General features: G+C 48.3%; 12 protein-coding genes. 6 read left to right on the forward strand and 6 right to left on the reverse strand.

Annotation, left to right across the window (positions count from 1 at the left end):
- Positions 1-196 precede the first annotated feature (196 nt).
- Complete coding sequence (gene folX / locus L9G74_RS04275) at positions 197-565, reverse strand: dihydroneopterin triphosphate 2'-epimerase (protein ID WP_238895173.1); 369 nt, start codon at positions 563-565, stop codon at positions 197-199.
- Positions 566-647: 82 nt separating this feature from the next.
- Between folX and L9G74_RS04280 the strand changes: the two genes are divergently transcribed.
- Positions 648-1,766 carry an AI-2E family transporter gene (locus L9G74_RS04280; RefSeq protein WP_238895036.1) on the forward strand — a complete coding sequence of 373 codons (1,119 nt, stop codon included), beginning with the start codon at positions 648-650 and terminating at the stop codon, positions 1,764-1,766.
- Entirely contained in the window at positions 1,766-2,698 is a 933-nt protein-coding gene (locus L9G74_RS04285; RefSeq protein ID WP_238895037.1) for a class I SAM-dependent methyltransferase, read from the forward strand. The genes L9G74_RS04280 and L9G74_RS04285 overlap by 1 nt, the downstream gene beginning before the upstream one ends.
- Positions 2,699-2,774: 76 nt before the next feature.
- Here the strand turns inward: L9G74_RS04285 and L9G74_RS04290 are convergent, their stop codons facing one another.
- Positions 2,775-4,247, reverse strand: coding sequence for a hypothetical protein (locus tag L9G74_RS04290; protein WP_238895038.1), 1,473 nt, complete (start codon positions 4,245-4,247; stop codon positions 2,775-2,777).
- Between the two features lie 20 nt (positions 4,248-4,267).
- Positions 4,268-4,741: a magnesium-dependent phosphatase-1 gene (locus tag L9G74_RS04295; RefSeq protein WP_238895039.1), complete on the reverse strand. Its 474-nt coding sequence runs from the start codon at positions 4,739-4,741 to the stop codon at positions 4,268-4,270.
- 833 nt (positions 4,742-5,574) lie between these two features.
- Between L9G74_RS04295 and L9G74_RS04300 the strand changes: the two genes are divergently transcribed.
- Genes L9G74_RS04300 through L9G74_RS04315 form a run of 4 tightly spaced genes read left to right on the forward strand, consistent with a single transcriptional unit; the run spans position 5,575 to position 9,205 of the window.
- Complete coding sequence (locus L9G74_RS04300) at positions 5,575-6,237, forward strand: TetR/AcrR family transcriptional regulator (RefSeq protein WP_238895040.1); 663 nt, start codon at positions 5,575-5,577, stop codon at positions 6,235-6,237.
- Positions 6,224-7,168, forward strand: coding sequence for an HlyD family secretion protein (locus L9G74_RS04305; RefSeq protein WP_238895041.1), 945 nt, complete (start codon positions 6,224-6,226; stop codon positions 7,166-7,168). The genes L9G74_RS04300 and L9G74_RS04305 overlap by 14 nt, the downstream gene beginning before the upstream one ends.
- Positions 7,165-8,085, forward strand: coding sequence for an ABC transporter ATP-binding protein (locus tag L9G74_RS04310; RefSeq protein ID WP_238895042.1), 921 nt, complete (start codon positions 7,165-7,167; stop codon positions 8,083-8,085). Before L9G74_RS04305 ends, L9G74_RS04310 begins: the two co-directional genes overlap by 4 nt.
- Complete coding sequence (locus tag L9G74_RS04315; RefSeq protein ID WP_238895043.1) at positions 8,075-9,205, forward strand: ABC transporter permease; 1,131 nt, start codon at positions 8,075-8,077, stop codon at positions 9,203-9,205. Before L9G74_RS04310 ends, L9G74_RS04315 begins: the two co-directional genes overlap by 11 nt.
- 239 nt (positions 9,206-9,444) lie before the next feature.
- On the opposite strand, the gene L9G74_RS04320 is transcribed toward L9G74_RS04315, so the two are convergent.
- The 3 genes from L9G74_RS04320 to L9G74_RS04330 all read right to left on the reverse strand — a co-directional run bounded on the left by L9G74_RS04320 (position 9,445) and on the right by L9G74_RS04330 (position 12,307).
- Positions 9,445-10,131 carry a hypothetical protein gene (locus L9G74_RS04320; protein WP_238895044.1) on the reverse strand — a complete coding sequence of 229 codons (687 nt, stop codon included), beginning with the start codon at positions 10,129-10,131 and terminating at the stop codon, positions 9,445-9,447.
- Between the two features lie 445 nt (positions 10,132-10,576).
- Positions 10,577-11,527, reverse strand: coding sequence for a TerC family protein (locus tag L9G74_RS04325; protein ID WP_238895045.1), 951 nt, complete (start codon positions 11,525-11,527; stop codon positions 10,577-10,579).
- A 552-nt stretch (positions 11,528-12,079) separates the two neighbouring features.
- Entirely contained in the window at positions 12,080-12,307 is a 228-nt protein-coding gene (locus tag L9G74_RS04330; RefSeq protein WP_238895046.1) for a hypothetical protein, read from the reverse strand.
- Positions 12,308-12,342: the final 35 nt, after the last annotated feature.

The raw sequence follows: 12,342 nt of genomic DNA on the forward strand, positions 1-12,342 counted from the left end.
AGCATCCGTTGTGTTGAGTGCCATGGGCGAGATGGTCCACAGTCACTATGCGTTGTTGGCATTCAGAGCGGCATGCAGCATGACAAGAAAATTAAGGCGGCCTACCACTCAACATCTTTATCCATTAACTATAGGATATCGCATCAAATATGTGGCTCAAGAGAAAGGCGCGAAACGCTGTTCGCACCTTGTTTGATTACTTTGGCTTTTGCCAGCTCAGTTGCATTGATACTGAATCGGCAAAGCGTAGCGCGTGGGGTTTATCCACTTCAACTGAAGCGTATTCTACCCAAGCATGTTCACTGGCGATCTCTAAAATTTTACCGGTGAGATGCTCCAGTAACGAGAAGCGATTTTCCTCAACTAAAGCGATAATCGCTTTAGTAATGGTGCGGTAATTAAGCGCATGCTCCATATTATCGGTCTGATAGGCATTATCAGCAGCATAGTGGATGACAACGTTGATAATCACGTCTTGTCGATTGTTGATTTCTTCCTCTTTGATGCCGATAAAAGTGCGCAATCTGAGGTTTTTAATGCGTATAATAGCCAGTTCTGGATTAATCATAAGCTTACTTATTGTTTGAGCTGGAAATTTATTTAGTAAGACTAGCAACTTTGTTGGCGAACAAGAAGGAAATTTGTTGATGACATCAAGCTATCGTCCCTCAATGACCGTGCGTAGCTTTGCCGTAATGGCATTTTTGGTGATTGTGCTCGCTGGCATTAAAGCGGCCAGCGCGATTGTTGTGCCGTTTGTGTTGTCGGTATTTATCGCGATGATTTGCAGTCCGCTCATCAGCACGTTTGTGCGTTATCGTTGCCCACGTTGGTTGGCGGTGTTAGCGATGATGGGGCTGATTTTGTTGGCTGGCCTGTGGATTGCCTCAATTGTTGGCAGTTCTATCAATGATTTTACTAAGAATCTCCCTGAGTACCGTTCGCAATTGGTTGATCAGTTTTCGTGGATTTTAGATAAGCTGCGCCAGTTCAATATCCGTATCTCCAAAGACCAAGTGCTGGCGTATTTTGACCCTGGCATGGCGTTGTCGATGACCACCAACACGCTGTCAGGCGTTGGCAACGTGATGGCGAATCTATTCCTGATTATCCTCACCATCGTGTTTATGTTGTTTGAGGCGGAATCGCTGCCGCGCAAACTGCATCTGGCGTTAGACAAACCCGATATGCGCATGTCGCAAATCGACCGATTTATGAAATCAGTAAACCGCTACATGGTGATCAAAACCTTAGTCAGCTTAGCCACCGGTGCAATTGCCGGTATCGGACTGTGGCTGATGGGGGTGGATTATCCGTTGCTGTGGGGCGTGGTTGCCTTCCTGTTTAACTACATTCCTAATATCGGCTCGGTGATTGCCGCGCTGCCACCAGTGCTGCTGGCGTTTGTGCAATTTGGCCCGTCAGGCGCGGGTGGTGTTGCCATTCTTTATGTTGGCATCAATACGGTGATGGGCAATGTGGTGGAACCACGCTTTATGGGCCGCGGCCTTGGCTTATCGACGCTGGTCGTGTTCCTGTCGTTAATTTTTTGGGGCTGGCTGCTGGGCTCTGTTGGTATGTTGCTGTCGGTGCCGTTGACCATGGTGGTGAAAATTGCGCTAGAGAATAATGCCCAATCACGTAAGTTCGCCATTTTATTAGCGGACGATAGCAGCGCACAGGAAATCCATGACCGAGCCAACGGTCAAACGGATGATGATGAATCAGTGAAAGCAGTTGAACATAAACAAGGTGAAAACGAGTAATGCAGTTGTTTCTTGAGGCAATTGATGCAATCAACCCTAGCACGCAAGCCGATAATGGCGCCGAGCGATTAATCCATGGTCGTGGTGGTTTATTGCCAGAGTGCGAGCACTTGTGTCTGGACTGGTTTGCGCCAGTATTGCTGTTAACCTCGTTTAAAGCGTTAGAAGATAAAGCCGTTGCGCAACTGCAGCAGCGTTTGGCCGCGCGTTTTGCGGCACTGCAACTGCCGTTGAATTTGGTGTATCAATACCGCGCAGGCGGGCAAACTCATACCGAGTTGTTAGCGGGTGAGATCCCCGAGCCGCATATCGTCAGCGAACGTGGCCGTAAATTCCATGTGCATTTATTGCGTGGGCAAAACCACGGGTTGTTTTTGGATATGAGCAACGGGCGCCAATGGGTGGCTGAACAGGCTAAATACAAAAAAGTGCTCAACCTGTTTGCTTATACCTGTGGCTTCTCAGTGGCGGCGTTGAGTGGCGGCGCCGATGAAGTGGTCAACATTGATATGGCCAAAGGCGCGTTATCGACCGGCAAACAAAACCACATGCTGAATGATTTAGGCGCTGGCGCGCGTTTTCTCGGCCACGACATTTTTAAGTCATGGGGCAAACTGCGCAAGCTCGGCCCTTATGATCTGTTGATTGCTGATCCGCCCAGTAACCAAAAGGGCAGCTTTGTTGCCACCAAAGATTATGTGCGCTTGCTGCGCCATCTGCCAGAGTTGCTAAACGACGGCGCCGATGTGTTGCTGTGTCTCAATGCGCCAGAACTGAGCCGCGCGTTTTTGATGGAGCAGGTGGCTGAAGCTGTACCGCAATTAAGTTTCATCGAACAAATTGCTAACCCAGCAGCTTTTGCCGATGTAGACGCTGACCGCGCGTTGAAGGTGTTGCATTATCGCTATCACGCGGCGGAAGTTTCCGCCTAGTCGTGTTAAAAAATGCTGCCAGTGAAATACAACAAAGCCCGATAATGTTCGGGCTTTGTTTTAGGTAGGTTAAGCACTAATGCGGCGTAGGCTTTGGTTCATCCGCAGGTACAGGCGTTGATTCTACCGTTGGCTGCGGTTGCTCAGCTGGTACTGGTTTTGACTCATCAGCTGGCGCTGGCGTTGGTTCTACCGTTGGCTGCGGTTGCTCAGCCGGTGCCGGTTTTGGCTCATCCGCAGGCGCGGGTGTTGATTCTGCGGCTGGCTGTGGTTGTTCAGCCGGTGCTGGCTTAGGCTCATCCGTAGGCGCGGGCGTTGATTCCGCTGGTTGCTGCGGTTGCTCAGCTGGAGCTGGTTGTGGTTCATCCGCAGGCGCGGGTGTGCTCTCTGTAACAGGCGCTGTGCGATCTATCAGATGAGGTTCATCGGCGGATGCCGGTTCAGCGGCCGCATCTTCAACTGGTGCGGGGGTTGCTTGGCTTGCTGGCGCAGGGACCGGAGTTGGCGGCGTCGCAGGCGCAGGAACATTAGTTCTTGGCACAAAGCGTTGCATGGTGCCTTGCTGACCAACGCTGATGCAGCCCACATTGTCGCGGCAGGCAATGCTCCACATATTTAGCTTGCTGCGTTTTTCCCATTTGCTGTAATCGCCGTTGGCACCTAGCACGGCCACGCCGTTAGGGTTGGTGATCCATACCGTTTCAGTCTCACCATTGCTGAAAATGGCGGAGCCGTACACCGCACCTTTGAGTGGAATTGGCGGTAACACTTGCCAATGTTGGTCGAGTAGATTGTATTTCCAGCCAACGGCGGGTTTGTCGAGCGCATTGAGTGAACCACCAAAGACATAGATGTCATCGCCACTTAATTGCACTGAAAACACACCTGTGGCGGCACCGCCGGCAAATGGCGTATCAATCGACAACCAACCGGATTTATCCCGCAGCAAGATGCGTGGTTTTTCAACATTGCCCGTACCTATCACCACTTGAATGTTGCTATTGCCACGGTTGACACAAGTACCGCTGGAGGCAAAACCGCCTTCACCCGCTTGTGCGGGGATGGGCAGTGCTACCCGTTGCCAGTTATCTCCACCATCGTCGGTTTGCAGCACGAACAAGCCTTGCTCATCCGAATCACCGTAGAGATAGCCTGTTTGGTTATCGATCATTTGAAAACAGTCATAAAACTGTTTTGGGCTGACGCTATTGTTAACTTGGCGCCAATCTGCCCCGTTGTTGCTGGTGGCGTAAATGCGCGAATCATCGCCTTCACCTGAACTCATGACCAGTATTTTGCCATCACCGAGCGGTTGGATGTCGCGAAACTCCAGCTGATCGCTATTTTGCGGTGCAGTAATCTGCTGCCAATTTTTGCCATTGTCAGCCGACATGTAGATGCTACCAGCAGTACCCGATGCCCACACTTGGTTGCCATGCCAATAGACCGCGCGAAAATCGATACTGCTATCGAGTTGAGTTATATCGCTTGCCTGTGCGTAACTGCACAGCGCGACACTTAAAGCGATTCCAGTGATTAACTTACGCATCTGTTGTTCCATCTCCTTGGTTATGCCGCGGCTAACTGTTGTTGAAATATGGGCCAGCTAATGCCGTTTTCAACATAAACGGCCTTAACGCCGAGTGAGCTTACGTCTTGGATGTTGCGCATTTCGTCATCAAAAAACAGCATGTTGTTGTAGGCAACACCCGTGAGTTGCTGAATGGTGGCGAAGTGTGTTCTTTTGCTGTCAGGAAATATCTGCTGTACTTCAAAAAAATCATCTATTTCAAACAGCTGTAATAATTTTTTGGCCCACGTCGGTTGATAAGTGCGCGAGGCCAACGCCAGCGGTAATTGCTGTTGTTGAGCATAGTGCAGAATTTTAGCGACATCAGCGTATAAGCTGATTTTGTTGCCGCCAGCATCACAAATGTGATCGCCGCGACGTTGGTAGGGTGGCTCTGTGTGATCGCACCAAGTGCCACCACAATCCCAAAGGGTGAAATCTAAATCAAAAACGACTAATTGAATGTCTGTCATCGACAACTTTGCTATCCGCGCCTCTGTTTACGGTAGAACATTGTCAGCTAAACGCCAACTTATTGACCTATCGTATATTTAGTCGATTACACTACCTTGAAATTTGACGTTCGCCAACTCCTTGAACAACATTTTTATGCATAAACAGGCCCGATGTCAGTGGCAATTCAGGCCCAAGGCAAACGGTGGCAAATGTCTCGGGCGGGTGACAACATTCAATCTTTGCTTAAAGTGAAAGTATTTTGTAATAAGTTACAAAATGAGTGCTAAAAACAGCTTCTAAAGCCGTTATTAGATAGATTTTGCTTTTATTTGTGAAAGTTTTTTGTAATTCATGTCTGGTTGCTGATACACTCGGCGCTGTTGAATCGACAGCGAGTGACAGCATTGCCCCTTGTTCTGCGCTCGTTGAACGTTCATCACTTGCGGTACTGCGGACACAACAGCACTGCGTGTAACAATAACCAAATCAAGCACAAAAACCGGAGTTTTCATGGAATTACACGAATACCAAGATGCTTATTACCAGATCAAAGATGAGGTAATCGAGTCTTTACCATTAGAAGAACAACCAGAAGCGTTATCAGATTGAGGCTCACGACTCGTTGGTGGCAACCAACCTTACGAGTCATCACCTGAGCAACCGACCAAACTCAATCACAGCAAGTCTCCCTAACGGCTGTTTACAGCCATTAGGGGGACTTTTTTATCGCCGCAATTCAGCAGTCTTGCGATTTATTCGCCATTTACTGCCTCTTTGTGGAATTAATCCGCCAGCCGAATCCGCGATCATTGGTTATATTCATCAGTAGAGGAATTAACGGAGTGAAACGATGGCCGCGCAAAAACTCGGACGCCCGCAGGGAGAATCGCAAGTTCGGGCTGCATTGATTGATGCCGCCCGCAGCACCTTTTTACACAATAGCTATGAACGGGTATCGATTCGTGAATTAGCGCGTCGTGCCAATGTCGATGCCGCGATGATCCGCTACTATTTCGGCTCCAAAGCGGGGCTGTTCGATACCATGGTGCGCGAAACGTTAGCGCCTGTAATGAACATGCTCAGGCAGACGCTTACTCGTGAAAGTCAGCCACCACAGCAATTGATGCAAGCTTATTATCAAATGATGCAAGCGCACCCCGCGTTACCGCGTTTTATCTACCAAGTGCTTAATAATCCCGGCGGTAATGAAGCTTACGCCGTGCTTAGCGAGGTATTTATGGAGATTTTGGCCGATGCCACTGCATGGGTGCAGCAGTTGGCCGAACTAGAGCAGTTAAAGACTGGGCTTGATCCGAAAATGGTGCGGCTCAGTTTTATGAGTTTGATGGTATTCCCGCTGATCGCGCCGCGTTTGCTGCTGCAGCAGTTTGACTTAGAAGCGAATGGAAACGGCATGCAAACGCTGTTGCAGCACAATGTGAAAGTGATGCAGCACGGTTTATTTGTTGCGCCCTTAGCCGAGCTTCAGGAGCCGCATCATGCTGCAAAATAAATGGGCGTGGTTACTACTCTTGGTCACTGGCTTGTTGGGATGTGACCAACCCAACTCGGTGGCGATGGGCACGGTTGAGCGCGACCGTATGTTACTCAGCGCGCCGGTGAATGCCCAGATTACTGAGCTAACGGTGAGTGAAGGCCAGCAAGTTGCCGCAGGCACAATTCTGCTGCGGCTCGATGATCGTATCGCCAGCGCGTTAGTGGCCCAACGAAAAGCCGAGTTGGATCTAGCGCAAGCACAACTAGCGTTGCTGCAAAAGGGCGCGCGCGATGAAGCCATCGCCGCCGCTGATGCCGCCTATCAGGCAGCCACCGCCAGCGCGGTAGAGGCGCAGCGCAGCTATCAACGCAGCCGCCAATTGTTTAGCGAACAGATGATCGGCCAAGCAGAATTGGACACTGCCTTAGCCAATCGTGAACAAACCGCCGCCAGCAAACTACAGCTTTACCAGCAGTGGCAACAACTGCGCAATGGCAATCGCCCAGAAGAGATTGAACAAGCACAACAACAAGCCAATGCTGCCAGCGCCGCATTGCGCTCCGCCGAAAAATCGTTAGACGATCTCACCATTCGCGCTCCTAAAGCGGGCGTGGTAGATATTTTGCCGTGGAAGCAGGGCGATCGCGTCCCCGCTGGCGTACAGTTAGTCAGCTTGTTAGCCGCCGTGCCGTGTTATGCGCGGGTGTACTTGCCCGCAGCGGCGCTCACTCAGTTACATCAAGGCGATAGCGTGCAGGTCAATATTGATGGTTATGAGCAGGCGGTAATCGGTACGGTGCGGCATATTCGTAGCCAACCAGCGTTCACGCCGTTTTATGCGTTAAATGAGCGCGATCGCGCCCGCTTGATGTATCTCACCGATATTGATCTGCCAAGTGACCTAAATCTTCCCGCTGGCGTTGCCGTTGAGGTGCACTTGCCATGAGCAAGATAGCGCTACAGGCCGATAAGCTCACCAAGCGTTTTGGTAAGTTAACCGCGGTGAATGAACTATCGCTCAGCATTGAATGCGGCGCGATTTACGGTTTCCTTGGCCCCAACGGCTGTGGCAAATCGACCGCTATCCGCTTGTTAACCGGCTTGTTGCTTGCCGACGCAGGCGAGGTGACGGTGCTTGGGCAACCTCTCGCTGGGCATGAGGAAGCGTTAAAAAGCCGTATCGGTTACATGACGCAAAAATTCTCACTCTATGAAAATCTCACCGTGCTGGAAAACCTGCGCTTTGTCGCCGCTATCTATAACGTTAAAGGCGCTGCCGCCACACAACGCATTGATGAATTGCTGCAACTGTACGGTCTTGCCGAACGCACGCAGCAATTGGCTGGCACCATGAGCGGCGGTCAACGGCAACGTTTGGCGTTGGCGTGTGCAACCATTCACCAACCTGAATTGCTGTTTCTTGATGAACCCACCTCAGCCGTTGACCCTGAAAACCGCCGTGATTTTTGGGAGCGATTATTCGATTTAAGCGCCGCTGGCACCACCATTTTGGTATCGACCCACTACATGGATGAAGCGGAACGGTGCCACGGTTTGGCGATTTTAGAACACGGCATCAAGCGAGCTGATGGTGCGCCACGCGCGTTAATGCAAGCAATGGCGGCCAATGTAGTCGAGATCTCGGGGGACAATTTACGCCAACTGAAACAGCAGCTAGCGGCAGTGCCTGAAGTCATTTCGGCCGCGCAAGTGGGCAATCATCTGCGGGTATTGGTCAGTAAAACCGTTGCTGATGCCATGGAGTTGCTCACCCCCATCTGCCGCGATTATGAGTTAGCGCTGGTCCGCCCGAGCCTAGAAGATGTGTTTGTTAGTTGTACCGGAGGCCGCCATGTGGGCTAGGTTATGGGCGATTATCATCAAAGAGTTGAAGCAGTTACGCCGTGACCGCATGACCTTCGGCATGATTGTGATGTTGCCGCTGATGCAGCTATTGCTGTTCGGTTATGCCATTAATACCGACGTGCGCCATGTGCCTGCGGGCGTGGTCGATTTGAGTCAAACCAGCTACAGTCGCCAATTGCAGCAGATGGTGGTGGCGACGCAGGTAGTTGATTTTAAACAGCACTATTTTTCTACCCGCGACGCCGAGGCGGCGATTACGCGCGGAGAGGTGAAAGCGGTGCTGGTGATCCCGGCAGATTTTGCCAGCCGCTTGGTGAACCATCCGGCCTTTGCGAGCAGCGCCAGCTATTCGCAAGTTACCGAGCCAATCGCGCAGTGGTTAGTGGATGGCGCCGATACCATGGTCGCCGCAGCTATTCGGTCGTTACGCAATATGCCGCTGACAGAGTTAGCTGGGCAGGGTGTGAGTTTAACCGTCCCGAGTATGGCAGTGGTGCAATACTTCAATCCAGAGCAGCGTTCGGTGGTCAATATCGTGCCGGGATTGCTGGCGATCATTCTCACCATGACGATGGTGATGTTTACCTCCGCCGCCATTGTGCGTGAGCGAGAGCAGGGCAATATGGAGTTTTTGATTGTCACGCCAGTTAAACCGCTGGAGTTGATGATTGGCAAAATTGTGCCGTATGTGTTGGTTGGCCTAGTGCAGGCGTCGATTATTCTATCCGTCGGCCATTGGTTGTTTGCGGTGCCTGTGCGGGGCGGTTTGGACTCGTTATTGGTCGCATCACTACTGTTTATTTTTGCCAGTCTCACCTTAGGGTTAGTGATTAGCACCCTGACCAAAAATCAGCTGCAAGCGATGCAGATGACCGTGTTTATCCTGATGCCATCGATCTTGCTGTCGGGGTTTATGTTCCCCTACGACGCCATGCCGGTACCAGCACAATGGATTGCCGAAGCGCTACCCGCCACCCATTTCATGCGCATGGTGCGCGGCATCGTACTGCGCGACGCCGATGTGTGGTCATTGAGTAAAGACGCCATCTGGCTGCTGTTATTCACCTGCGGTGGTGTAGTGCTAGCAGCCAAACGGTTTACCAAACGGCTGGAGTGAGTTAGGTCGAGCAATAAAACCTGATACGGTAGGTCACTTGGTTTTGGGACAATTCTGAGTTAAAGCTTTAACTCTAACTCGTAATTTTCGGATAAGAATTTCTATGGCTTAACGCCGCGTTAAGTGGTGAGCAACGCAGACCACTAAACCTAACCCATTGTGCTGTAAACACAAAAGCTGAATCAAACCAAAAATGCCAAGCGTTGTGAATCCGTCTTAAACGCCTTGTTATGTATTTTTTATCCAAGAGTAGCCAATAGAGTTAGGTATGCTATGTAAACAGCCGCAGCTGCAAGCCCAAGACTGAGAATACTGAGAAGGCTCTTTGACACTAAATCATATATGTAGCTGCTTGCACTTTTTCGTCTTATATGGCTTCGCAGTTCAAGGAATGCGAGCTTCGCTTTATCCCATACTGATGACTTACGCCCAACACTAGTGACCTCACTGTAAAAGAGCATAGTTTTTAAAAATTTTATCACTCTCTTATCCGTTAAATCGAGTGGGTCATTTGTATTAAAGAGCAAAAGGTCTGGATTATTCCTAACTGTCATTTCACTTTTTGAACGATTAAGAAAGACGTTAATTGAGCCTGAAAGAGAGTGATTTATGTCCAACCTAACCCCGTATTCTTTGTGATACTCTATTTTTTTCTGGTTTTCCTCGATTATCCAAGTACCAGATCCAGTAAGTTGGTCTTTCTGTGTAACTTGGAGTGAATCAAAACCCATAAATCCACTTTCACCACAATCGCCGTTAGTTTTTTCTACAGAAATTTCATCAAGTGCAGGTGAATTGTCTTTTAATAATTGCTCGATAAACAAATGTAAATTGTCTCTGACAGGAGGCCAATTTACATTGGAGATCTGGCGTTTTAATCGACTTCTACGCTCTCTAATTTGATATTTTGATACCCAAGATTTCAATGAAACTCCTCAAATACATAACATTTTATTAGTGCGCATGCACATTTAGCTTGTTGGACTAGTGAAAAAGCGCACAGTTAACTATCTGTATGTAATGAACTTATCAGCATTTTGGTAAATTCACCATCTAGAAAAACGTGCATGCGCGTTTCCAAAACCTATTATCTAACCCATAGGTTTTATAATTGCATGATTTTAATAATATTTATTTATGTTAAAATGTAAAAACGCGCACGGAATTAGGATAAAAATCGCCATGATTTCAATATGGCTGTATACCCCGTCCAGCTTTTAGGTATTTCAAAGAAGGACAACATTTGAGTGAAATGGATGAAAATTTTTAGGCGAGAAAGTCTGCGTTTGACTGCGCCACAGACAATGAGTTAAGTCGTTTTGGGGCAAAAGTATATCGACTTAGTTTTTTGCCCCAGCTGCATCACAGTAGTTAATGATTTTTGCGATTAATCCATACACTAGCAACCAACGTTGTGACAAGGATCAGTGCAACGACACCAAGCGAAATCGCAACGGGTATATGAATAAAATCAACTAGGATCATCTTTAACCCAATGAACAGTAAAATGACCGCTAAACCATATTTAAGTAATGAGAATTTATCTGCCATACCGACCAACAAGAAATACATAGCTCTCAACCCCAAAATCGCAAATAAATTGGACGTCAGCACTATGAACGGATCGGTCGTAACAGCAAAAATTGCGGGAATGCTATCAAGCGCAAAAATAACATCACTTAGTTCAACCATCACCAAGGTTAAAAACAGTGGCGTGACATACCATAGTCCATGATGTTTTACTAAAAAGTGTTCATTCTCTAGTGTATTGGTAACACGCAGATGACGTTGTAACCATTTGATGAGGGGGTTGTCAGCCGCATTTTCTTGCTCCTCACCACCAAAAAACATCTTGGCTCCGGTAAAAATTAAAAATACGCCAAATAGATAGAGTAACCATTCAAATTGAGAGATTAACCAACTGCCGCCGAAAATCATCAGAGTACGTAATACAATGGCACCTAAAACACCATAAACTAACACACGTCGCTGCAATGCCGCTGGAACAGCAAAATAGTTAAACAACATTAGCCATACGAATAAGTTATCTACGGCCAACGCTTTTTCGATGAGATAGCCAGTTAAAAATGCGACTGACTGCGCCGCTGCAACCTCATCACCAGCTGTACTATTTAAATACCACCAAAGCCCCGCGTTGAAGGTTAATGATATTGATACCCATATAACTGACCAGACGGCAGCCTGTTTAATGGACATGCCATATTCGCCTCGTCGACCTTGAATCATCAGATCAATCGCAAGCATTGTAACTACAATGAGAGCAAAAGCTCCCCAAAGCATCGGCGTGCCAACAGTGTTCATAACATTACTACTCCTTTAAAAAACAAAATGGCCAACACAGAAAGTGTCAGCCATTGATTTTTGAGCAGCAATAGACCTCGCCTTCCGGCAAGGTCTCACTTACAACCTAACTAAACAGGCTGCTCGGCGACCGGATGTGATGAACATCGTGATGACGATCTACCGACAATGAAGTTACTCCCCTTTGCAAACGCAACTTTATTGTTTAGCGAAAAATTAGTCAATTGAGTGCGGGATTATTTTTAACGTGAATCGCGAGCGACTCAATAGACACTCTGTAGCATTACAAAAATTTGGTCATCAACCATGACTCGAGAGCTATCAGCGAACGACGCCGAAACAATGAATGGGGCATAAATGAGTTCGGCCAATGATTAACGGAAAGGCGGTCATTAGTTTAAATTTTAACCTACATATTAAATAGACTTTCCGTGCTAGTCAGCTTAGCCAATGCAATGCTGGCAGCGAGGCTTGCCATTACCGCAGCGACGGCTAGCCCAAATTCGGTAAAATAGTTTCGTATAAATCCCTTCAAGTGCATATTCCTTGCGTTTAACGCTGCGTTAAGTGTGCAGCCGATGTTGAACTGACATCTTTTTTAAGCACCAGAATCACCAAATAAACTAGACCAAACAGCGGAACGATAGACAGCACCATACCGAGCAAAGCAGCCAAAATAGGGGTTTGTGTTTTACGGCGAGCTAGGTAGTAACAAACAGCACCCATGATTAAAGCGAATAAAGCAACAAACTGGCCGATAACTGTAGCATTGATATTCAAATGCACTCTCCTTCTGGTTGGGCATCATAGTAGTA

The organism is Shewanella electrica, assembly GCF_022321485.1.
GTDB classification, from domain to species: Bacteria; Pseudomonadota; Gammaproteobacteria; order Enterobacterales; family Shewanellaceae; genus Shewanella; species Shewanella electrica.

Excerpts from the sequence above, each read along its gene's own strand:
- L9G74_RS04280 (WP_238895036.1), top strand. The coding sequence starts at position 648 with ATGACATCAAGCTATCGTCCCTCAATGACCGTGCGTAGCTTTGCCGTA.
- L9G74_RS04285 (WP_238895037.1), top strand. The coding sequence starts at position 1,766 with ATGCAGTTGTTTCTTGAGGCAATTGATGCAATCAACCCTAGCACGCAA.
- L9G74_RS04290 (WP_238895038.1), bottom strand. The coding sequence starts at position 4,247 with ATGCGTAAGTTAATCACTGGAATCGCTTTAAGTGTCGCGCTGTGCAGT.
- L9G74_RS04295 (WP_238895039.1), bottom strand. The coding sequence starts at position 4,741 with ATGACAGACATTCAATTAGTCGTTTTTGATTTAGATTTCACCCTTTGG.
- L9G74_RS04300 (WP_238895040.1), top strand. The coding sequence starts at position 5,575 with ATGGCCGCGCAAAAACTCGGACGCCCGCAGGGAGAATCGCAAGTTCGG.
- L9G74_RS04305 (WP_238895041.1), top strand. The coding sequence starts at position 6,224 with ATGCTGCAAAATAAATGGGCGTGGTTACTACTCTTGGTCACTGGCTTG.
- L9G74_RS04310 (WP_238895042.1), top strand. The coding sequence starts at position 7,165 with ATGAGCAAGATAGCGCTACAGGCCGATAAGCTCACCAAGCGTTTTGGT.
- L9G74_RS04315 (WP_238895043.1), top strand. The coding sequence starts at position 8,075 with ATGTGGGCTAGGTTATGGGCGATTATCATCAAAGAGTTGAAGCAGTTA.
- L9G74_RS04325 (WP_238895045.1), bottom strand. The coding sequence starts at position 11,527 with ATGAACACTGTTGGCACGCCGATGCTTTGGGGAGCTTTTGCTCTCATT.